Annotated in this window: 17 protein-coding genes; 11 read left to right on the forward strand and 6 right to left on the reverse strand. The window is 74.0% G+C overall.

Going from position 1 to position 21,984, the window contains the following annotated elements:
- The first annotated feature begins 43 nt into the window (after positions 1-43).
- Both IO39_RS17725 and IO39_RS17730 read left to right on the forward strand, forming a co-directional pair.
- Entirely contained in the window at positions 44-1,342 is a 1,299-nt protein-coding gene (locus tag IO39_RS17725) for a hypothetical protein (protein WP_043623903.1), read from the forward strand.
- Positions 1,343-1,501: 159 nt separating this feature from the next.
- On the forward strand, positions 1,502-1,834 hold the full coding sequence (locus IO39_RS17730) for a hypothetical protein (RefSeq protein WP_043623906.1): 333 nt from the start codon (positions 1,502-1,504) through the stop codon (positions 1,832-1,834).
- Positions 1,835-1,871: 37 nt separating this feature from the next.
- On the opposite strand, the gene IO39_RS17735 is transcribed toward IO39_RS17730, so the two are convergent.
- Positions 1,872-2,969 carry an alpha/beta hydrolase gene (locus IO39_RS17735; RefSeq protein ID WP_043623909.1) on the reverse strand — a complete coding sequence of 366 codons (1,098 nt, stop codon included), beginning with the start codon at positions 2,967-2,969 and terminating at the stop codon, positions 1,872-1,874.
- Between the two features lie 219 nt (positions 2,970-3,188).
- On the opposite strand from IO39_RS17735, the gene IO39_RS17740 reads away from it, so the two are divergent.
- The 4 genes from IO39_RS17740 (at position 3,189) to IO39_RS17755 (ending at position 12,880) form a co-directional block, all read left to right on the forward strand.
- Positions 3,189-8,813 carry a type I polyketide synthase gene (locus IO39_RS17740; protein ID WP_043624131.1) on the forward strand — a complete coding sequence of 1,875 codons (5,625 nt, stop codon included), beginning with the start codon at positions 3,189-3,191 and terminating at the stop codon, positions 8,811-8,813.
- Positions 8,810-10,168 (forward strand): crotonyl-CoA carboxylase/reductase, encoded by a 1,359-nt coding sequence (ccrA, locus tag IO39_RS17745; RefSeq protein WP_043623913.1) that lies wholly within the window; start codon positions 8,810-8,812, stop codon positions 10,166-10,168. Before IO39_RS17740 ends, ccrA begins: the two co-directional genes overlap by 4 nt.
- Before the next feature lie 110 nt (positions 10,169-10,278).
- Positions 10,279-11,682: an AAA family ATPase gene (locus IO39_RS17750; protein ID WP_043623916.1), complete on the forward strand. Its 1,404-nt coding sequence runs from the start codon at positions 10,279-10,281 to the stop codon at positions 11,680-11,682.
- Positions 11,683-11,692: 10 nt separating this feature from the next.
- Positions 11,693-12,880, forward strand: a complete 1,188-nt coding sequence (locus IO39_RS17755) for a tetratricopeptide repeat protein (RefSeq protein ID WP_043623919.1) — start codon at positions 11,693-11,695, stop codon at positions 12,878-12,880.
- A 55-nt stretch (positions 12,881-12,935) separates the two neighbouring features.
- Here IO39_RS17755 and IO39_RS17760 read toward each other — a convergent pair whose 3' ends face one another.
- Entirely contained in the window at positions 12,936-13,916 is a 981-nt protein-coding gene (locus tag IO39_RS17760) for an aldo/keto reductase (protein WP_043623923.1), read from the reverse strand.
- A gap of 62 nt (positions 13,917-13,978) precedes the next feature.
- On the opposite strand from IO39_RS17760, the gene IO39_RS17765 reads away from it, so the two are divergent.
- From IO39_RS17765 to IO39_RS17775, 3 genes are all read left to right on the forward strand, one after another.
- Entirely contained in the window at positions 13,979-14,857 is an 879-nt protein-coding gene (locus tag IO39_RS17765; RefSeq protein WP_043623926.1) for a LysR family transcriptional regulator, read from the forward strand.
- A gap of 33 nt (positions 14,858-14,890) precedes the next feature.
- Positions 14,891-15,091, forward strand: a complete 201-nt coding sequence (locus IO39_RS17770) for an EF-hand domain-containing protein (RefSeq protein WP_043623929.1) — start codon at positions 14,891-14,893, stop codon at positions 15,089-15,091.
- A 63-nt stretch (positions 15,092-15,154) separates the two neighbouring features.
- The gene (locus IO39_RS17775) at positions 15,155-16,324 is read left to right on the forward strand and encodes a PucR family transcriptional regulator (RefSeq protein WP_211267057.1); all 1,170 of its coding nucleotides are present in this window, start codon (positions 15,155-15,157) and stop codon (positions 16,322-16,324) included.
- A gap of 94 nt (positions 16,325-16,418) precedes the next feature.
- Here IO39_RS17775 and IO39_RS17780 read toward each other — a convergent pair whose 3' ends face one another.
- Positions 16,419-16,580, reverse strand: a complete 162-nt coding sequence (locus IO39_RS17780; RefSeq protein ID WP_211267058.1) for a PNPOx family protein — start codon at positions 16,578-16,580, stop codon at positions 16,419-16,421.
- A 132-nt stretch (positions 16,581-16,712) separates the two neighbouring features.
- Between IO39_RS17780 and IO39_RS17785 the strand changes: the two genes are divergently transcribed.
- Positions 16,713-18,377, forward strand: a complete 1,665-nt coding sequence (locus IO39_RS17785) for an alpha-amylase family protein (RefSeq protein ID WP_043623932.1) — start codon at positions 16,713-16,715, stop codon at positions 18,375-18,377.
- A 44-nt stretch (positions 18,378-18,421) separates the two neighbouring features.
- Here the strand turns inward: IO39_RS17785 and IO39_RS17790 are convergent, their stop codons facing one another.
- Complete coding sequence (locus IO39_RS17790) at positions 18,422-19,024, reverse strand: TetR/AcrR family transcriptional regulator (protein WP_043623935.1); 603 nt, start codon at positions 19,022-19,024, stop codon at positions 18,422-18,424.
- A gap of 69 nt (positions 19,025-19,093) precedes the next feature.
- Here IO39_RS17790 and IO39_RS17795 point away from each other — a divergent pair, with 69 nt between their 5' ends.
- Entirely contained in the window at positions 19,094-19,858 is a 765-nt protein-coding gene (locus IO39_RS17795) for an alpha/beta fold hydrolase (RefSeq protein WP_043623938.1), read from the forward strand.
- Positions 19,859-19,937: 79 nt separating this feature from the next.
- On the opposite strand, the gene IO39_RS17800 is transcribed toward IO39_RS17795, so the two are convergent.
- Positions 19,938-20,678 (reverse strand): cytochrome d ubiquinol oxidase subunit II, encoded by a 741-nt coding sequence (locus IO39_RS17800; RefSeq protein ID WP_043623941.1) that lies wholly within the window; start codon positions 20,676-20,678, stop codon positions 19,938-19,940.
- A gap of 11 nt (positions 20,679-20,689) precedes the next feature.
- Positions 20,690-21,940, reverse strand: coding sequence for a cytochrome ubiquinol oxidase subunit I (locus IO39_RS17805; RefSeq protein ID WP_043623944.1), 1,251 nt, complete (start codon positions 21,938-21,940; stop codon positions 20,690-20,692).
- Positions 21,941-21,984 lie beyond the last annotated feature (44 nt).

Here is a 21,984-nt window from a genome sequence, read left to right on the forward strand (position 1 = left end):
TGTGCGAAATGCCAGCATTTTCACCCCCTGGAAGTTAGGTGCCATGAGACGGCGGCTACGGCAGGTCTTCATCATCGGTCTCACCCTCTCGCTGCTCGGCATCGGCGCCCCCGCCGCCTGGTCGGAGGATGACGACAGGAACTGCAACGACACCCTGCCCGCCGGGACCCCGTCGTACGTGGTGTGCAGGTGGCTGGCCACGCCGGAAGAGGCGCTGGACATCGCCAAGTTCTGGCTCGGCAACGACGGCCAGAACATGAAGGACGCCGCCCCGCTGCCGCCCATCATGATCGACTGCAGCGAGGCGGGCAACGAGTGCCCGACCGACAGCGAGGGTGACGGCGAGCTGCACGACGTCGGCTCGCCCGACGTGCCCGGCGCCGAGGACGGCGGCACGCCGGAGTGCCAGGCCGGCGAGCAGTGCTACGTCGACCCGAGCAAGATCACCGCCGCCGAGCGGGCCGCCGCCCAGGAGACCCCGGCCGGCCGCGCCACCCAGGCCATGGCGCAGACCCAGACCACCATGCGGGTCTGGATCGACACCGAGCTCGCCGACGACTACAAGGCCGGCCGGCTCGCCGAGGCCACCAAGAAGGTCGCCGCGCTGGTCGCCGCCCAGCCCGGCGTGGTGGGCGTCAGGTTCACCTCGCAGCTCGGCTACAACCAGACCTTCGCCACGGCCGACGAGCTGGACACGTTCGTGACCGAGACCACGGCCGCGCTGCGCACGCTGCTGCCGGGCAAGAAGCTGGCCGCGCACACGGTGATGCCGCTGTTCGGCTGCGGCACGAACGACGCCTGCAAGGCCGAGATGACCAAGAAGTACCCGCTGCTCGACCCCGAGCGCGTCGGCGGCTGGCTCAGCCAGGGCTACATCGACCAGCTCGCCCTCGACAGCGGCCACCTGGCCACCGAGTACGCCACCTGGCAGATCGACGCCACCCAGGCCCAGCGCAACCAGTGGATCGAGGTCGGCGCCCGCGCCTGGGACGCCTACGCGCAGATCGCCGCCGAGGACGCCTCGTTCGCCTCGGCCGGCGGCTCCACGCTCACCGAGGAGCAGGCCACCAAGGCGATCTCCGAGCGCATCGCCGCCCCGCTGCGCAACGGCGCCGAGACCGTCACGCTGTGGTCGCGCTGGCAGGACGCCCAGGGCCAGGTCAGCCGGGTGTCCGGCGAGAAGTGGGCCAGCAGCGCCGCCTGGGAGCAGCTCAAGAAGCTCGGCTCGATCAAGCCGCGGCTGTCCACCGTCTACGACCCCGCCAACCCCGAGGTGGACCTGGCGACCGACCTGAAGAACCTGTCGGAGGTGTTCGGGCAGGTGTACCTGCACGCCGCCTGACCCGCCGGTGTAGCTGCACGCTGCCCGACCCGCAGGTGTACCTGCACGCTGCCCGACCCGCAGGTGTACCTGCACGCTGCCTGACCCGCACACGCGAGGCCGGGCGCCGCCCCTTGAGGTGGCGCCCGGCTTCCGCCATTTTCACGAAGGGGCTTCACCATGGCCGAAGGCTTCGACCGGTCGCCCGCCCCGCAGCCGGTGCGCCTGATCGACTTCGACGAGGCGCAGGTCGTGCCGGGCACCGTGCCCGAGACGTTCATCCTGGTCGTCAGCGGCACCAAGCCGTACCTCACCATGGACGTCTCGCTCGTCCCGCTGACGTACATCAGGCAGCCGGAGTTCTGGGGCGTCGAGGTGGCCGGCACGCTGAAGGGGGTCGGACTGCCCGCCACCGCTCCCTACACGGTGACGCTGCCGCTGGACGGCGTCCTCGGCACCGAGGGGATCGAGGTCATCGGGGCGAGCAGGCGCCAGGCCGTCAAGGTCCCGTAGCGGGCCGTCCCGTGTCACGGACGCGGGGCGGCCGCGCTCATGCGCCCAGCGCCTCGCGGATCATCGGGTACGAGCTCTTGAACTCCCTGACCCAGTACGGCCACGTGTGGGTGCCGTTGCCGTACAGGTGGAGCCGGTGCGGGATGCCGAGCCGCTTGAGCCGCTTGCTCAGCGCCTTGGCCGTGTAGGCCGAGATCGGCTCGCCCAGGTGCGCCGGGTGCCACGGCGAGCCCGGCGGGTCCAGCGGGCCGTTGAAGCTGTTGGTGCCGCTGGAGAGGTAGAGGCCGACGCCCCTCAGGTTGGGGGCGAGGGCCAGGGGGTCGTTCGCGGCCCAGACCCGCCGGTCGCGCTCGGGGTGCCCCCACAGGGCCAGGGGGTCCTGCTTCTCGCTGGCCTGGGCGTTCATGATGACCGCGGGGATGCCGGGCAGCCGGGTGGCCAGGATGCCGCTGTAGGCGCCGGCGAAGCGGAACATGCCGCGGTGGCGGGCGGCGTACTTGACGGCGCCGTACCCGCCCATCGACAGGCCCGCGATCGCGCGGCGGGTCCCCGCGCGGTAGCCGACCTCCAGCAGCCGCCGCACCTCGTAGGTGTGGAACGTGGCCCACGCGGGCGGGCCGCCCCGGCCGCCGTTGTGCCAGTCGGTGTAGTTCCCGGCGCGGCCGGCCTCCGGCATGACGACGATCGCGTCCAGGTCGGCGGTGTGGGCGGCCACGTCGGTCATGCGGGTCCACGAGGTGTAGTCGTCGGCGCCGCCGTGCAGCAGGTAGAGCACGGGCCAGGTACGCTTCGCGCTCCTCGACCAGCCCCGGGGCAGGAGCAGGCGGACCGGCAGCATGCGGCCGACCGAGGGGGAGGAGATGAGCACGTCCAGGGTGCGGTCGTCGAGGCGGCGCTCGCGCACGACGCGGGCGGGGCCGCGCAGCGCCTTCTGCCACGGCAGGTAGCCGGTGTCGTCCTGTGCCGTCCTCTGGGTGGGGCGCGTGCCGGGTGGCGCGGTGGGCCGTGCGGTGGGCCGCGCGGCGGGCGCGTCCTCGGGGACCAGCGACCAGTCGGGGTCGGCGTGGGCGGGCAGGACGTTCGGGCCGGACAGGACGAGCAGCAGCGTCGTCGCCAGAGCCAGCAAGCCGCGCATGGTCGGAAGCCCCTTCGCCTGGAGGTGCAGGCGAGGGTAGGCGCCGGAGCGGCGGCGGGGCTATGGGCGTGCGTACGAAAATCGGCTCGCCGTTCCGCCATGCCGGATAAATCATCACGCGGGTGACAAAACGCGGCCGAGGAATGTTCAGTCCGGGCCTGACCCTCGCCTCGGACCTGCGGGTATGTTGGCCGATCACCCGGATGCATGGGAGCGATCATGGACGTACCCGGCGAAGGTGAGATCCGCCGCTTCCTCGTCGAGCGGCTCGGCGAGCACGTGGACCCCGACCGGCCGCTGAGCGAGTACGGGCTCTCCTCGCGCGAGTCGGTGGCCGTGGCGGGCGAGCTGGCCGCGCTGCTGGGCCGGGAGCTGAGCCCGACGCTGCTGTGGGAGCACCCGACGATCGACCGCCTGGCCCGCGCGCTGTCCGCCCCCGCCGTCCCGGCCCGGCCCGCGCCCGCCCCCGCCGAGCCCGTCGCCGTGGTCGGCCTCGGCTGCCGGTTCCCGGGGGCGCACGGGCCCGAGGCGTACTGGGAGCTGCTCATCGAGGGCCGCGACGCGGTCGGCCGGGTGCCGCCGGGGCGATGGGAGTCCTTCGGCCACGGGGACGCCCGCGCCACGCGGCACGGCGGGTTCCTCGGCGACGTGGCCGGGTTCGACGCCGAGTTCTTCGGTATCGCGCCGGGCGAGGCGGCGGCCATGGACCCGCAGCACCGGCTGCTCCTGGAGACCGCCTGGGAGGCGCTGGAACACGGCGGCATCGCGCCCAGATCGCTGGCCGGCACCCGCACCGGGGTGTTCACCGGCGTCTCCGGCAACGAGTACGCCTACCTGACCGCCGCCGACCTCGCCTCCGTGGACGCCTGGACGGCCACCGGGGCCGCGCTCGGCATGGGGCCCAACCGCCTGTCGTACCTGCTCGACCTGCGCGGGCCCTCCCTGGCCGTGGACACCGCCTGCTCCTCCTCCCTCGTCGCCACCCACCTGGCGGTCACCGCCCTGCGGGCCGGCGAGTGTGACCTGGCGCTGGCCGCCGGCGTGAACCTGCTGCTGTCCCCCGTGATCACGCTGGCCTTCGACCGGGGTGGCGGCACGGCCCCCGACGGGCGGTGCAAGGCGTTCGACGCCGGGGCCGACGGCATGGTGCGGGCCGAGGGCTGCGGGGTGGCGGTGCTCAAACGGCTGACGGACGCGCTCAGGGACGGCGACCGGGTGCTGGCCCTGATCGGCGCGACCGCCGTCAACCAGGACGGCCGCTCCAACGGCCTGGTCGCGCCCAACCCCGAGGCGCAGGAGGCGCTGCTGCGGGAGGTGTACGGGGAGCGCGGCCCCGACTATGTGGAGGCCCACGGGACGGGCACGTACCTCGGGGACCCCATCGAGGCCCGCGCCATCGCCGCCGCCGTCCGCACGCCGGTGCTGCTCGGCTCGGTCAAGACGAACCTCGGCCACCTGGAGGCCGCCGCCGGGATCGCCGGGCTGATCAAGACCGTGCTCGCCCTGCACCACGGCGTGATCCCGCCCAGCCTGCACTTCCGGCGGCCGAACCCGCACATCCCCTGGGACACGCTCCGCGTCGTCACCGAGCCGACGCCGTGGCCCCGGCCGGACGCGCGGGCGGGGGTTTCGGCGTTCGGCTTCGGCGGCACGAACGCGCACGTCACCGTGAACGCGTACCGCCCCGGGGCCGGCGTCACGGACGCTCGGGGGACAGGCGCGGGGGCCGGCGGGGTGGACGCCGGCGGGGCGGTCGCGGGGACCGGTGGGGCGGTCGTGGACGCCCGGCGGGGGGCCACGGCCAAGCACGTCTTCCTGCTCACCGACCTCAACGAGGCCAGGGTGCGCAGGCACGCCCGCGAGCTCGCCGACCGGCCGCCCGCCGCCGGGCTCAGGGACGTCGCCCACACCCTGGCCAGGCGCGCGGGACGCGGCAGGACGGCCATCGCCGTCGTGGCGGGCGACCGGGAGGAGCTGGTCGCGGGACTGCGCGACGCCGAGCCGCGCCCGGTCGCGGGCAGGGGCCCGGTGTGGGTCTTCGGCGGGTATCGCCCCCATCCGCCCGACCTCACCCTGTACGACGTCGAGCCCGCCTACCGCAGGACGATCGACGCCCTGGCCCCGCTGCTGGCCGCCGAGGCGGGCATCGACGTGCACGACCCGGCCCCCTCGGGGGTCGCCGCCGTCCAGCCGATCACGTTCGCCGCCCAGCTCGCGCTGGCCGAGACGTGGCGGGCCTACGGGTACGAGCCGGCCGCGCTGATCGGGCACTCCATGGGGGAGGTGGCGGCGGCCGTGGTGGCGGGCGGCCTGTCGCTCCGGGACGCCGTCAAGGTCATCTGCACGCGCGCACGCCTCCTCGGCGGGCTGGGCGGCGGCGGGGCGATGGCCGTGGTCGCGGTGGACGCCTCCGAGGTGCCCGCCGGCCTGCACGTGGCCGTCCACACCGCGCCCGGGCAGTGCGTGGTCACGGGGCCGCCGGAGCGGGTGGCGGAGTTCGCGGCGCGGGCGGCGGCGCGGGGGCTGTTCGCCAGGGCGCTCACGGCCGAGGGCGCCGGGCACTCGCCGCAGGTCAAGCCGCTGCTGCCGGTGCTCAGGGAGGAGCTGGCGGGGGTCGCCGGGGGCAAGCCGGTGGTGCCGTACTACTCGGTCGTCTTCGAGGACCCCCGGGAGGCGCCGGTGTTCGACGGGGCGTACTGGGCTGCGGGGGTGCGCCGGCCCGTACGCCTCATGCAGGCCGTGCGCGCGGCGGCCGAGGACGGCTTCACGCTCTTCACCGAGCTGAGCCCCCACCCCCTGCTGACCGGCGCGCTGCGCGCCACCCTCGGGCCCGGCGCCGTGGTCACCACCGGCGACCTGCACGCCCAGCTCGCGACCGCCGCCACCGTCGTCGCCCCGCGCACCGGCGGGCGCGTGGTGGACGTGCCCCGCTCGCCCTGGCACCACGTACGCCACTGGGCCGGCCGCACCCCCCGGACCCGGCCGGCCACACTGGACGACAGGCTGGTCGTACGCACGTGGGCCCCCGCGCCGCCCCGGAAGCCGGGCCCGCCCCGCGCCTGGCTCGTCCTGGCCGGCGAGGGCGACGAGCGGGCCGCCCGCCTCCACGCCCTCCTCGCCTCCTCCCCGCCCACCTCGCCGTCCGGCGCGTCGGCGGCGGTGGTGCTGCCTCCCCGGGGGCTCGACCCGGCCGGGGTGCGCCGGGTGATCCTGGACGTCGCCGCCCTGATCGAGGCGGGCTCCCGGGTGGTGATCGGCACCGAGCGGGCGCAGGCCGTGCTGAAGAGGGAGCGGCCCGACCCCGGCCCGGCGGCGTTGCGGGGGCTCGTCAGGACTCTCGCCCTGGAACGCCCCGAGGCCCGAGCCGCGCTCGTGGACTTCGACGACCTCACCGGCCTGGCGCAGGAGCTGGGCCTGGACGCCGCCGACGACGAGGTGGCCTGGCGTGCGGGGGTCCGCTACACGGCCGGCCTGCGCCGCGCCCCGCTCCCGCCCGCCAACGCGGTCCCCGTCGTGGGGCCGGGGGCGTACCTCATCACCGGAGGCACCGGACGGCTCGGCCGCCTCGCCGCCCGCTGGCTGTCGGAGCGCGGCGCCACCCGCATCGTGCTCAACAGCCGCTCGGGACACCCCTCCGCCGGTGAGGGCGTGCCCGGCGCGCGGGTGGTGGCGGGTGACCTGGCCGTGCCCGGCACGGCCCGGCGGCTCGTGGCGGCGGCGACCGCCGGCGGGATGCCGTTACGGGGCGTGATCCACGCGGCGGGCGTGCTGGACGACCGCCTGATCGCCGACCTGGACCCGGAGAGCCTCGAACGGGTGTGGGCCGCCAAGGTGGACGGCGGGTTGCTCCTGCACGAGGCCACCAAGGAGCTGGACCTGGACTGGTGGGTGGCCTTCTCCTCGGCGGCCGGCCTGCTCGGGTCGCCCGGCCAGGCGGCTTACGCGGCGGCGAACGCGTGGCTGGACGGGCTGTGCGAGCTGCGCCGGGCCGAGGGCCTGCCGGGGACCGCGATCGCCTGGGGCCCATGGGCGGGAACGGCCGCCGGGGCGCTGCCCGCCGTGGAGCCGCTGACGGCCGGGGAGGGCATCGAGGCCCTGGAGGCGCTGATCCGGCGGGACCTGTCGGCCGGGGTCATCAAGGCCGACGCGTCCCGGGCGGCGGCGATCTTCCCCGCCCTCACCTACATCCCGTATTTCTCCGCCTTCACCACAGAATTCACCCCGGCCCGCACCGGCAGCGCGCCCATCCATCCGGGCGAGGACCCGGGTGGCGCGGCCGGCGGTCGCGGCGAGGGGCCTGGCGGTGCGGATGAGGAGTTCCGCCATGCGGCCGGTGGGCGTGGTGGCGCCGGCGGAGGCTTCGGCCGTGCGGAAGATGGGGCCGGGCGGGCGGAGGCCGAGGGCGTCGCCGGAGCGGTGGCGTGGTCGGGGGAGGAGGTGTTCGCGCGGGTCAGGGAGCGGGTGGCGGTCGTGCTCGGGGTGGCGGCCGGGGGGCTGGGCGCGGATGCGGTGCTGACGGACCTGGGGCTGGACTCCCTGGCCGCGACCCGCCTGCGCGGCGTCATCGAGCACGACTTCGGCGTCACGGTGGCCACCGCCCCCATGCTCACGGGCGGCACCCTGCGCACCCTCGCGCAGGCGGTCACCGCCGAGCTGCACCCGGAATCGGACTCACCCTACGCCGTCACCACTCCGGCGGCCGGCGTCGGGCCGCACGCGGAGACGGATCCACCCCGCACCCCCACCAGCCCGGACGCCCGGAACCCGGCGGCGCCCGTGCCGCCGGCGGCGGTGGTCGGGGCCAGGGACGGGGCGGAGCGGCAGGTGGTGCGGGTCCTGGCGGGGCTGCTCGGTCGCGAGCCGTCCGTCACGGAGCCCCTCGCGCCCGGCGTCCTGGCCGAGGCCCTCGACCTCCTGGGCCGCGAGCTGGGCAGGCCGCTCCCGGCCCCGGCCGGGACGGCTTCGGCCGGGACGGCTTCGGACGGCGCGGCGGGCGGGGCCGGCGTGGCGGCGCTCGCGGAGGTGGTGCGGGAGCTGGACGAGGCGGAGGCCGGGCGCGGCGTCATCCGCCCGCTGAACGCCGCCGCCGCCGGGCGGCCGTTGTTCCTGGCGCATCCCGCAGGTGGCACCACCGGCGTGTACGCGCTGCTGGCCGGCCGGCTCCAGGTCCCCGTGTTCGGGCTGGAACGGGTGCCCGGCCCCGGGGTGTCCGAGCGGGCGGCCGGGCAGGCGCGGGCGGTCAGGGAGGCGTGCGCGGGGCCGTACCGGATCGGGGGGTGGTCGTTCGGCGGCATCCTGGCCTTCGAGATCGCCCGCCTGCTCACCCGCGCGGGCGAGGACGTCGAGCTGGTGGCGATGATCGACGCCGGCCTGCCGGAGCCGGTGCCGGCGGAGGCGCGGCGGGAGATCGAGGCCAGGCGGTACGCCGACTTCGCCCAGCACCTCCGCGACACGTACGGCGTCGAGCCTAGCCTCGGGGACCCGGCCGAGCTGCTCGACCTGGACGAGCGCGCCCTCGGCGCCAGGCTGTCGGCGGCCGTGGGCGGGGCGCTGCCCGCGTCGGTGCTGCGCCACCAGCTCACCTCGCACGAGGACACCAGGGCGATCGAACGCTACCGCCCGGAGGCCCCGTACGAGGGCAGGGTCGTGCTCTACCGCTCCACGGAGCCGGCCCCGTGGACCGTGAGCGACCCCCGCTACGCCCACGAGGACGACCCGGCCAGGGGCTTCGGCCCGTACTGCCCCGGACTGGAGATCGTCGAGATTCCCGGAGCGCATCACCTCAACCTGCTCGATCCACCGCATTTCGAGGTCATCGCCGAGCATCTGAGAGGACTCCTATGACGCTGGCAGAGGCAGTGGTGGCGGGTGCGGAGCCCGCCGAGCTGGAGCGCCTGGACGTGCCCACGACCTACCGGGCCGCCCACCTGCGCAAGGACGAGGTCGGCATCTTCGACCAGAGCCGCCCCGGCCAGGACCCGGCCGGCCAGAGCCGGGCCGACGGGAGCGCGGGCGACGGAGACCCCATCGACAAGGACGTGCGCAGGACGTTGCACGTCGGCGAGGTGCCGATGCCCGAGCCGGCCGCGGACGAGGTGCTGATCGCGGTGATGGCCGGCGCGATCAACTACAACACCGTGTGGTCGGCGATGTTCGAGCCGGTGCCGACGTTCGCGTTCCTGGAGCGGTTCGGCCGCACCGACCCCCGGCACGACCTGCCCACGCACGTGCTCGGCTCGGACGCGGCCGGCGTGGTCGTCAGGACCGGCCGCGCGGTACGCCGCTGGCGGGTCGGCGACCGGGTGGTCACCAGCCCCGCGTACGTGGACGGCGAGGACCCGGTCGTCCAGCACGACGGCATGCTCGCGGCCGACCTGCGGGCCTGGGGCTTCGAGACGAACTTCGGCGGCCTGGCCGACTTCGCCCTGGTCAAGGCCACCCAGCTGCTGCCCAAGCCCCGGCATCTGACCTGGGAGGAGGCGGCCTGCAACATGTTGTGCGCCTCGACGGCGTACCGGATGCTGGTCGGCGAGCGCGGCGCGCGCATGAAGCAGGGCGACGTGGTGCTGGTGTGGGGCGCGACGGGCGGCCTCGGCGGATACGGCGTGCAGCTCGTGCTGGGCGGCGGCGGCATCCCCGTCGGCGTCGTCAGCTCGCCGGAGAAGGCCGAGCTGCTGCGCCGGATGGGCTGCCCGCACGTCATCGACCGCACCCAGTTCGACGACCTGGGCGACGAGAAGGCGTGGCGGCGGCTGGGCGCGGAGATCAGGCGGCTGGTGGGCGAGGACCCGGCGATCGTGTTCGAGCACACGGGCCGCGCCACGTTCGGCGCCTCCGTGTACGTCGCCAGGCGCGGCGGCTCGGTGGTGACGTGCGGCTCCTCCAGCGGGTACGCCCACGAGTACGACAACCGCCACCTGTGGATGAAGCTCAAGCGCATCATCGGCTCCCACGGCGCGAACTACCAGGAATGCCACGAGGTCAACCGGCTCATCTCGCTCGGCCTGCTGCACCCCACGCTCTCGGCCGTGTACCCGCTGTCCGGCGTCGCCGAGGCGGCCCGCGCCGTGCAGCTCAACCGGCACGTGGGCAAGGTCGGCGTGCTGGCCCTGGCCCCGGCGGAAGGGCTCGGCGTCGAGGACCACGACCTGCGCGCGCGGATCGGCGAGGACCGCCTGCGCTTGTTCAGACCGGCCTGAGCAGCCGCGTCGCCGCCGCCCGGTCATCCGGACGGGGACGGCCGCAGCGGGATGTTTCGGTATCTTGCGTAGTCCGAGACGACCGAAACTGCGACAGAAGGGAACGGCACGTGCCCGACGATGCCGGCCTTCAGGCGCTCCGCGACGCGGCGCGTCTTTCTCCGGACAACCTCCCCCTGCGCCGGCACCTCGCCGACCGGCTCCTGGCCAAGGGGTACCTGGCCGAGGCCGAGGCCGAGTTCCGCGCCGCGCTCACGCTCTCGCCCGGCGACCCCGACGTGATCGCCGGGCTCGCGGAGGCGTTCGTACGGCAGAGCGCGTTCGGCGCGGCCATGGCGGCGCTGGAGCCGCTGCTGGACGCGCCCGGCTGCCCGCCCGCGCTCGGGGTGCTGGCGGCGCGGGCGCTGGCGGGCGAGGGCAGCATGGGGAAGGCGGCCTACCGCTACTTCGAGGCTGTCAACCGCGATCCGGCGGTGGCGGACAAGGAGCTCGAAGCCCGCATCCTGGCTGGGCGCAACGAGTCGGCCGGCATCCCGGGACCGGCTCCGGCGGGAGCGCCCGTGCACGCGGGGCCGACCCCGCCCGGCGCGGCGTCGCCGTTCCTGCCGTCCGTCCCCGGCCCCGGCGACACGACCACGGCCGAGCTGGAGCGGTCCGGGGTGTCCTTCGCCGACGTGGCCGGCATGGAGGCGGTCAAGGAAGCGCTGCGGATCAAGCTGCTCCTGCCCCTGCAGCAGCCGGAGATGTTCAAGGCGTTCGGCAAGCGGGCGGGCGGCGGCGTGCTGCTGTACGGCCCGCCGGGCGCCGGCAAGACCCACCTCGCCAGGGCCGCCGCCGGGGAGCTGGGGGCGTCGTTCATCAACGTCGGCCTGGCCGACATCCTGGACATGTACGTCGGCACCAGCGAGCGCAACCTGCACGCCACGTTCGACCTGGCCCGCCGCAACCGCCCGTGCGTGCTGTTCTTCGACGAGGTGGACGCCCTCGCGGGCCGCCGCTCCGACATGCGCCAGGCGCACGCCCGCCAGCTCGTCAACCAGTTCCTGTCCGAGCTGGACGGCGTGGACCAGAACGCGAACGAGGGCGTGCTGGTGCTGGCCGCCACCAACGCCCCCTGGTACATCGACAACGCCTTCCGCCGCCCCGGCCGGCTCGACCAGCCGGTGTTCGTGCCGCCGCCCGACGCCACGGCGCGCGCGGCCATCGTCCGCATCCTCTGCCGGGACAAGCCGCTGGCCGAGATGGACTACGACGCGGTGGCGGCGGCCACCGAGCACTTCGTCGGCGCGGACCTGAAGGGCGTGGTGGACCGGGCGGTGGAGGCCAAGCTCCACCAGTCGCTCAGCGCGGGCCGGCCCATCCCGCTGACCACGCAGGACCTGCTGGCCGCCGCCAAGACCGTGCGGCCCACGGCGGTGCGCGAATGGATGGCCACCGCCCGCAACTACGTCATGCACGCCAACGACTCCGGCGCCTGGGACGAGCTGATGCCCTGGGTGAAGGCCAAGTGGTGACGGGCGAGCCGTGAAGGTCGCGGACCCGATCCAGCGGGCGCGCACGCTGCTGCACATGCGCCGCCCGGCCGACGCCGAGCGGGAGCTGCGCGGCCTGCTCGCTCAGCAGCCGGAGCACGTGCTGGGGCACGCGCTCCTCGGGCTCGCCCTGATCCAGCAGGCCCGGGCGGACGAGGCCGTCCAGGAGGCGTACGAGGCGGTGCGCCTCGGCCCCGACCAGTGGTTCCCCCACTACGCCGCCGCCCAGGTGCACTACCGGGCGCACCGGGCCGGCGACGCGATGGCCGCCGTCCGCGCCGCCCTGGACCTCCAGCCCCAGCACGCCCCCAACTGGGAGCTGCTGGCCCGCGTGCACATGCTGCGCGGCGAGTGGGCGCGGATGGCCGAGGCGGCGCTGCGCGGCCTGAGCATCGAGCCGGAGTACGGCGACCTGGTCGCCCTGCTCTCCCTGGCCTGCACCAACCTCGGCGACACCGGCCAGGCGACGGCGGCGGCCGCGCACGCCGTACTGATCGATCCGGAGAGCACGCTGGCGCACTTCGTGCAGGGGCGGGCGGCGCTGCGGGCCGGCGACGCGCGGCGGGCGGCGGACAGCTTCCGCGAGGTGCTGCGCCTCGACCCCGGCTTCGGCGTGGCCAGGGACCTGCTGGTGACGGCGCTCAAGCAGCGCAACCCGGTCTACCGGCGGCTGTCGGCCCTGCGCGGCAGGTTCCCGAACGGCTGGCGGCTGATCTTCCTGCTGCCCGCGGTCCCGCCGGTCATCCTCGTCTTCTTCCTGCTCGCGCTGCTGCACTGGGTGGCGTGGGTGGCCGAGGCGTGGACCACGGCGCGGCTGGCCCGGGGCCGGACCACCAGGCTGCTGTTCGAGGGCGCCGAGGCGCGGGTGTCGGCCGCCTGCCTGGGGCTGGTGGCGGTGGGGGCGGTCCTGCTCGGGCTGGGCATCGGGCTCGGCCTGGAGCCGGTCGGCACCGCCGGGGTGGGCCTGATGGCGCTGGTCACCCCCGTCCAGGAGGCGGCCCACACCGGCTCTCCCCGGGTCAGGAAGATCCTGTACGGGTGGGCGGGCCTGCTCGCCGCGGCCGTCGCCGTCTCGGTGGCGACCGCCACGCCGGTGGTGGCGGTGCTCACGGTGTACGCCTGCCTGCTGTCGGTCTGGATCGCGAGCCGCCTGCGCGGCCGGCCGCCCCAGGCCGTCTGACCGGGCCCGGACCCGCCCGTCCGGACCCGCCCGCCCCGGACCCGCCCGCCCCGGGCTACAGCAGCGTCCCGCCGCTCACCTCGAACGTGGCCAGCGCCGCGTCGAGCCTGGCCAGCGTGTCGGGGTGGAGGGTGAGGTCGGCGGCGGCCAGGTTCTCCTCGATGTGGGCGGGGGTGCGGCTGCCGGGGATGGTCACCACGTGCTCGTCCTGGTGCAGCAGCCAGGCCAGGGCGAGCTGGGCCGGGGTGATGCCGAGCTGCCCGGCCAGCGCCCTGATCGGGGCGTAGCGGTCGTTGTTGCCCGCCAGGTTCTCGGCCGAGAAGCGGGGCGCGTTCCGGCGGAAGTCGTCCTCGCCGAGCGCCTGCACGGTGCCGGTGAGGAAGCCGTTGCCCAGCGGGCTCCACGCCACGAGCCCCACCCCCAGCTCCCTGGCGGCGGCCAGCAGGCCGGCGTCCACGGGGCGCCACATCGACCACTCGTTCTGCACCGCCGTCACCGGGTGCACCGCGTGCGCGGCCCGGAGCTGGGCGGCCGTCACGTTGGACAGGCCGATGTGCCTGATCAGCCCGTCGCGCACCAGCTCGGCCATCGCGCCGACGGTGTCCTCGATCGGCACACCGGGGTCGGGGTAGTGGGCGTAGTAGAGGTCGATCACGTCGATGTCCAGGTTGCGCAGGCTGCGCTCGGCGTAGCCGCGCACCAGCCGAGGCTCGGCGTTGACGCGCAGCTCGCCGTAGGCGTAGCCGACCGGCTGCGACCGGGACGGCTCGCCCTCGGGGATCGCCAGGCCGAACTTGGTCGCGATCACCACCTCGTCCCTGCGGCCCTTGACCGCCCGGCCGACCAGGCGCTCGTTGTGGCCGTCGGCGCCGTACGCGTCGCTGGTGTCGACGTGGGTGCCGCCCGCGTCCAGCGCGGCCTTCAGCGCCGTCTCGGCCCGGGTGTCGTCCACCTCGCCGTACATGCCGGGTGAGAGCACCATGGCGCCGAAGCCGATGGCGGGAACCTGCAAGCTGCCAAGAGAGCGGGTCTTCATGGGCTCGATGCTGCGGTGCGGGCCGCCCGCCTGTCCAAGACCCTTTGCTATAACCGGTGGCTATGGACGTGCATCTGCGGGATCTGCGCTACTTCGTCGCGGTGGCGGAGGAGCTGAACGTGACGCGGGCGGCCGAGCGGCTGTTCGTCTCCCAGCCGGCGCTGTCCAAGCAGCTCAGAGCCCTGGAGCGGCAGCTCGGGTGCCGGCTGTTCGAGCGGGTGCCCACCGGGGTGGTGCTCACCAGGCAGGGCGCGGTGCTGCTGCCGGTCGCCCGCGACCTGCTGGATCGGTGGAACGCCGGCCTGGCCCAGGCGCGGGCGGCGGCGCCGGCCGGCACGCTCGTGATCGGGATGCAGACGGCCGTGGGCAGGGGGCTGCAGCAGGAGGCGCTGCGCCGCTTCCGCGCCGCGATGCCGGGCTGGGAGGTGTCGCTGCGGCTGGTCGGCTGGGCCGACCCCAGCGGCGGCCTGTCCGACGGCACCTCCGATGTGGCGTTCATCTGGTTGCCGGTGCCGCCGGGGCTGCGCACCCTCGTGCTGGCCACCGAGCGGCGCGGGGTCGCCATGCCGGACGGCCACCGGCTGGCGGCCCTTGCCGAGGTGCCGTTCGAGGCGCTGCGCGAGGAGCCGTTCATCGCGCTGCCGGCCTCGGCCGGGCCGCTGCGGGACTTCTGGCTGGGCCTCGACGCGCGCGACGACGAGCCGGTGATCGGCGTCACCGCCAACACGCCGGAGGAGGTGTTCGAGGCCGTGACCAGCGGGCTCGGGGTCGTGCTCGTGGCCGAGGGGAACGCCGCGCTCTACAACCGGCCCGGCCTGGCGTACCGGCCCGTTACGGGGCTGCCTCCGGGGGAACTGGCCATTGCCTGGCGCGCCGGCGGGGTGAGCCCGCAAGTCGCGGCTTTCGTCGACGCGCTGCGACAGGTCACGACTAAGGTCTGACGCGAGATCGGACTCGGCAGAAGGGCGACCGCAATGAACGACTACGCGACCACTTTCGACCTGATCGACGCCGACAACGACGGCCGCATCTCGGCCGTCGAGCTGGTCCGGGTGATGGACGTGCTGGGCCGGCCCGTGTCGCTGGAGGCGGCGCAGGAAGGGGTGCGCAAGCTCGACAAGGACGGCGACGGGCTGATCGACCTGGAGGAGTTCAGCGCGTTCCTCCAGAAGTGACAAAAAACAAGCACTTGCTACCAATCTTCTGTTGCCTGGGTCACAATGGCGACAGGAGGGACGATGGCCATCAAGAGTGACATCAGCGAAAGCCGTACCACCGCGGACATCGTGAAAGCGCTCAGGTCGGGCATCGGCCGGGTCTCCGAAGAGGTGATCGAGGAGATCCAGACCCGCATCCCCGAATACGCCCGGCCGTCGGACGAGCTCTACATCAAGGTCGTGCGCATGGCGGTCGAGCAGGCCATCGAGGGCTTCCTCGACCGCATCGAGAGCCCCGACGCGCCGTGGGACCCCGAGCCGTTCCGGATGATCGGCAAGGGGGAGGCGGCCGAGGGCCGCAACCTGGAGCCGCTGCAGGCCGCGATGCGGCTCGGCGCCAGGGTCGGCTGGCGGCGGCTGACAGAGGTGGCCGAGCCGCTGGGCCTGTCTCCCCGGGCCCTGTACGACGTCGGCGAGGCCATCTTCGTCTACCTCGACCAGCTCGCCGACGCCGCGGCCGAGGGCTTCGAGGAGGCCAGGGCGCGGGTGGCCGGCGAGCTCGAACGCCGCCGCGGCCGCCTGCTCGACCTGCTGCTCAGCCGGCCGCCCGCCGGCCAGGAGGCCATCGCCGACCTGGCCAGGGCGGCCGGCTGGCGGCTGCCCAAGACCGTCGCCTGCGTGGCGCTCGACGACCAGCACTCCACCCGCCGCCTGCCGCCGCTGCCGCCCGACGTGCTCGCCGGGCCCGAGCGGCTGCTGGTGCCCGACCCGACCGGCCCCGGCCGCGCCCAGTCGCTCGAACGCGCCCTGCGCGGCCACCTCGCCGCCATCGGGCCCGCGGTGCCGCTGGCCTCGGCCGCGACCTCTCTGCGCTGGGCCGGGGAGGCGCTGGAGCTGTCGCGGCGCGGGGTGCTGCCGCGCGGCCTGCTGCGCTGCGAGGACCACATGGCCACGCTGGTGGTGTTCAAGGACGAGGAGCTGGTCAGCGCGCTGGCCGAGGTGCGCCTGGCGCCCCTGGCGCACCTGCGGCCCACGCAGCAGGACCGGCTGGCCGAGACGCTGCTGGCCTGGCTGCGGCACGGGCGCGGGGCCGGGGAGGTGGCGGCCAGGCTGCACGTTCACCCGCAGACCGTGCGCTACCGGCTGCGCCAGCTCGAAGAGCTGTACGGCGACCAGCTCGCCGACCCCGACATCCGGTTCGAGCTGGAGATCGCGCTGCGCGCCAGGCAGGCGGTCATGTCCGGCCGCTGAGTGCCACCTGCGACGGCGACTGCCCTTGAGGGACAGAACCCTCGAGGGACAGAACCATCGCCGGGGGCCACCCCCTGCACGGACTGTCGCCCGGTCACCCGTGCACCGGCTCGCCCGCGCCGCCGATCCAGAAGTGGCTCCCGTCGAACTCGAACGCCAGCGGCACCACGTCCGGCTGCCCGTCCCCGGACAGCGTCGCCACCCGGGCGAGCGGCTGCGACCGCAGGTAGGCGATCTCCTCCTCGGTGAACGACATGCGGGTCTCCCTTCCCTGAGGACGATCTCTCTCTTCCTGTACGAACGACATCCGACCAGATCGACGGCGGTGTCCCGGGTTCCGGCGCGGCCCGGGGCGGATGAGGGGCGCGGGGGCGGGTAGCGGGGGCGGATGCGACTGACGTACACCTCCGACGTCTGGTGGAAGAACGCCGTTGTGTACTGCCTGGACGTGGAGACGTTCAAGGACGGAAACGGCGACGGCGTGGGCGACTTCCGCGGCCTGACGCAGCAGATCGACTACCTCGCGGGGCTCGGCGTGACCTGCCTGTGGCTCATGCCGTTCTTCCCGACCCCCAACAAGGACGACGGTTACGACATCACCGACTTCTACTCCATCGACCCGAGGCTGGGGACGCTGGGCGACTTCGTGGAGTTCATGCGCACCGCGCACGACCGCGGCCTGCGCGTGATCGCGGACCTCGTCGTCAACCACACCTCCGACCGGCACCCCTGGTTCGTCGAGGCCCGCTCCGGCCGGGACTCACCCCGCCGTGACTGGTACGTCTGGTCCGACGTGCCCGAACCGGACGACCCCGGCCAGATCGTCTTCCCCGACAAGGAGACCAGCGTCTGGGAGTACGACGAGGGCTCGGGCCAGTACTACCTGCACAGCTTCTACCGGCACCAGCCGGACCTGAACGTGGGCAATCCCGAGGTCAGGGACGAGATCACGCGCATCCTCGGGTTCTGGATGGAGCTGGGGCTGTCGGGGTTCCGGGTGGACGCCGTGCCGTTCCTCATCGAGAACGTCAATCCGAAGCTGGCCGACCCGCACGAGTTCCTGGCGGATCTGCGGGCGTTCATGACGCGGCGCAAGGGCGGGTCGATCCTGCTGGGCGAGGTGAACGTGCCGTACAAGGAGCTGATCTCCTACTTCGGCGACGGCCTGGGCGACCAGATCACCATGTGCTTCGACTTCATCGGCATGCAGCAGGCCTGGCTCTCCCTGGCGCGCGGCGAGGCCGCACCCTTGGTGAAGGCGCTGCGCGAGCGCCCGGAGCCGCCCAAGGACTGCCAGTGGGCCATGTTCCTGCGCAACCACGACGAGCTGACCCTCGACAAGCTGACCGAGGACGAGCGGCAGGAGGTCTTCCGCGCGTTCGGGCCCGAGCGGGACATGCAGATCTTCGGGCGCGGGCTGCGCCGCCGCCTGCCCACGATGTTCGGTGGCGACCTGCGGCGCGTCAAGATGGCCTACAGCCTGCTGTTCTCCCTGCCCGGCACGCCCGTGATCTTCTACGGCGAGGAGATCGGGATGGGGGAGAACCTGGCGGAGGAGGGCCGGATGGCGGTCCGCGTGCCGATGCAGTGGTCGGCGGACGGCGGCTTCAGCCATTCCGCCGAGCCGGTCCGCGAGATCCCCGAGGGCTCCTTCGCCCCCGAGCGGGTGAACGTGGCCGACCAGAAGCGCGACAACGACTCGCTGCTGCGCTGGTTCCAGCTTCTCATCGAGCGCTACCGAGAGTGCCCCGAGCTGGCATGGGGCGAGTACACGGTGCTGGAGGCCGGGCATCCGGCCGTCTTCGCGCACCGGTGCGACGCCGACGGGGCCACGGTGGTGGCCGTGCACAACCTGGGCGACACCGCGCTGGAGGTGACGCTGCGGCTGGCCGGGCTGGCCCGGCACCGGCTCACCGACCTGCTGGTGGACGGGACGCTGGAGGTGTCGGACGAGGGCGAGGTGCGGCTGCCGCTGGACCCGCACGGCTGCCGCTGGCTGCGCGCCTCGCCCCCGGAGATCGCCCCCGAGGACGCCTCGGTCAAGTCCCACTGACACCCGGCGGCGGATGGGAGCACGGGCGCGGAACCGGCGGCCGGTCAGGTCCCGGTGGGCGGTGGCGGCGGGTAGGCGGACATGGCGAGGGTGGCGATGGCGAGCAGGTCGGCGTGGGAGGCGCCGTCGCGTGACTGGGTGGACATGCCCTGGATCACCGAGGCGTAGAACCCGGCCAGCCCGGCCGTGTCCGTCCCGGCGGGCAGCCGCCCCGCCGCCACGTCGTCGTCGATCCGCCGCCTGATCGCGGCCTTGGCCTGCTCCCTGAAGCCCCGCAGCAGCTCCTCCACCTCGGCCGACTCCGGCCCGCAGTTCACCGCCGCCGAGACGATCAGGCAGCCCGCCGGATGCTCCGTGCTCGCGTACTCGGCGGCGGCCTCGCGCAGCACGCGCTCGATCGCGCCCCGCCCAGTGGGCTCCTCGGCCAGCGCGCGGGTGGTGAAGGCCCCGTAGGTCTCCTGGTAACGCCGTACGGCCTCCTCGAACAGCCGCCGCTTGTCCCCGAAGGCGGCGTACAGGCTGGGGGGCCTGATGCCCATCACGGCGGTCAGCTCGGCGACCGAGGTCGCCTCGTAGCCGTGCCGCCAGAACGCCAGCAGCGCGCTCTCCAGCGCCGCCTCCCTGTCGAACGCCCGTTGCCTTGCCATGACGCCATTCTATAGCGATCGCTATGCTATGGTTGCTGTAACGATCGCTAAAGAAAGGACGCGAGCAGCATGCCCACGGTCACGTACGACGGCGGCACGGTCCACTACCGGCGGGCGGGCAGCGGCCCCGGCCTCGTCATGGTGCACGGCACCGGCGGCGACGCCGTCACCAACTACGCCCACCTCGTCCCGGGCCTGGCCGACGTCCGCACCGTCATCACCCCCGACTACGCGGGCAGCGGCGAGACCACCGACCCCGGCGGTGACCTCACGCTCGACCTGCTGGCCGGGCAGGTCGCCGCGACGTTCGAGGGCCCGTCCGACCTGGTCGGGTTCTCGCTGGGCGCGGCCGTGGCGGCGCAGGTCGCGGCCACGCGGCCCGAGCTGGTCAGGCGGCTGGTGCTGATCGCCGGCTGGACCCACCTCGCGGACTCGCGCCTGGAGCTGGGCCTGCGCACGTGGGCGCGGCTGGCCGCCACCGACCCCGAGAGCTTCACCGCGTACGGGCCGCTCGTGGCCTTCAGCCCCCGCTACGTCAGCGAGGTCGGCGCCGGCGCGCTCACCGAGGGCAAGCCGCCCCACGGCACCGTGCGCCAGATCGAGCTGGACCTGCGCGTGGACCTGCGGGAGCTGCTGCCCGGGATCACCGCGCCCACCCTGGTCGTCGGCAACACCCAGGACTACCTGATCCCGGTCGAGCACGCCCGCGCGCTGCACGCCGCCATCCCCGGCAGCGAGTACGCCGAGCTGGACAGCGGCCACGTGGTCCTGCACGAGCGCCCGGCCGAGGTGACGGCGCTGATCAGGGACTTCATCACCAGAGAGCAGTCCTAGAGAGTCCGGGCGGGGGGCGGAGGCGGGCCCGGAGGCCGGGCGGGGCCCAGAGACAGGACGGGCCCAGAGACAGGACGGGCTAGAGATAGGACGGGCCGCTCACCCGGTGCCGGAACGTCCACCACACCCACGCCTGCGCCGCCACCAGGAACGGGATCAGCACCAGCACGACCGGCACCAGCAGCGGCCCCGACGTGCCGGGCTCCAGCGGCAGCCGGAACCCGGCCAGCACCCCCACCGCCACCAGCGCCACCGAGGTCAGCGCGTACGTGCGCGCCTCCCCGGCCCCGCCGGTCAGCACCGAGGCCCGCTCCCGCAGCGTGCCGCGCAGCCGCAGCGCCGCGAAGGCCAGTCCGTGGGTGGCGAACAGCGCGGCCACCACCAGCGCGGGCAGCAGCGCCGCCGGCCCTTCGATGCCGAGCAGCACGTGGGCCGGCAGCAGTCCCCAGCTCAGCGCCAGCCCCCAGCTCCCCGCCACGATCGCGCCGTCCCAGCACGCCTGCCAGCGCGCCCCCGGCACCCGCCCGCGCAGCCACAGCCCCATGTCGCGCACCACCCAGGCCAGCAGCAGCGTCACGATCACGGTGTGGTTGCCGTGCAGCAGCTCGCCCTCCAGCGCGGGGAAGAGCCCCGCCAGCACGCCGGCCGTCACGACCAGCCACACCTCGTTGCCCAGGAAGAACGGCGCGATGGCGGCGATCGCCTCGCGCCGCTCGCCGGCCGACCTGCCCAGGTACGGCAGCGTCATGCCCACCCCGATGTCGGCCCCGGCCAGCACGAGGTAGCCGAGCGCGAAGAAGGCCAGGATGAAGATCTCCATGACGGGCGTCCTTAGAAGGAGGGAACGGGGACGGGGGCGTCGATCGGCCGGTCGCCCAACGCCACCGCGCCGGGCCCGAGCCGCGCCTGCCTGGCCAGCAGCCAGTAGTTGACCACGCTCAGCACCGTGAACACCGTGACGAACGCGCTCACCGAGAAGAGCATCTGCCCTTCGGTCACCGGTGACATGGCGTCGGACGTCTTCAGCAGCCCGTACACCGCCCAGGGCTGGCGTCCCATCTCGCGGAAGATCCAGCCGGCCAGCATGGCCACGAACGGGACCGGGATCATCAGCATGAGCAGCCAGTGCCACAGCCGGAACCCGCGCACCACCGGCCGGAACAGCATGAGCAGGCAGCTCACCCCGCTCACCGCCAGCATCAGCGCGAACAGGCCCATCATCACCGTGCCGCTGGTCTGCACCCACGCCACCGGCGGCAGCCAGTCGCCGGGCCCGAACCTGGCCACCATCTCGGCCTGCGCCTCGGCCAGCCTCTCGGGGGAGCCGGCCCACGCCGCGACCTTGGCGGGCTGCATGGTGTCGAACCCGAGCCCGCCGAACGTCGCGGTCAGGAACGTGGCGGGCAGGGCCACGCCCATCCCCAGGCGCAGCGACTTGCGGAAGAAGTCCTGCTCGGCGGTGCGCCTGCGCAGGTGGTACGCGCTCACCCCGGCCATGAAGAACCCGCCGACCACCAGCGCCCCGCACAGCACGTGCCAGAACGCCACCTGCGCCGCCGGGTTGGCCACCATCGCCCCGAAGTCCGTCAGCCGCAGCCGCCCGCCCTCCAGCACGTGGCCCACCGGGTTCTGCAGGAAGCCGTTGGCGATCAGGATCCAGAACGCCGACGCGTACGCGGTCAGCGTCACCACCCAGATGAGCGCCAGGTGCGCCCACCGGTTCAGCTTGTTCCAGCCGAAGATCCACAACCCCAGGAAGGTGGACTCGATGAAGAACGCCACCAGCGTCTCCAGCGCCAGCGCCGCCCCGAACACGTCGCCCGCGAACTCCGTCAGCCCGCTCCACGACAGCCCGAGCTGGAACTCCATCACGAGCCCGGTGACGATCCCCATGGCGTAGTTGATGATGTAGAGCTGGCCCCAGAACCGCGTCATCCGCAGGTGCACGGGGTTCCCGCTGATCGTGGCCCGGGTCTGGACGACGGCAACCAGCGTCGCCAGCCCGAGCGTCAGCGCCACGAACAGGAAGTGCGCGCCCGCGGTGAGCGCGAACTGCAGGCGGGCGAGGTCCTCGATGTGCATGCTGAAGACCCTCCCGGTACGGCTGCGCCCGCCGCGTCATGCCG

Origin of the sequence: Nonomuraea candida (assembly GCF_000725485.1) — a bacterium.
GTDB classification, from domain to species: Bacteria; Actinomycetota; Actinomycetes; order Streptosporangiales; family Streptosporangiaceae; genus Nonomuraea; species Nonomuraea candida.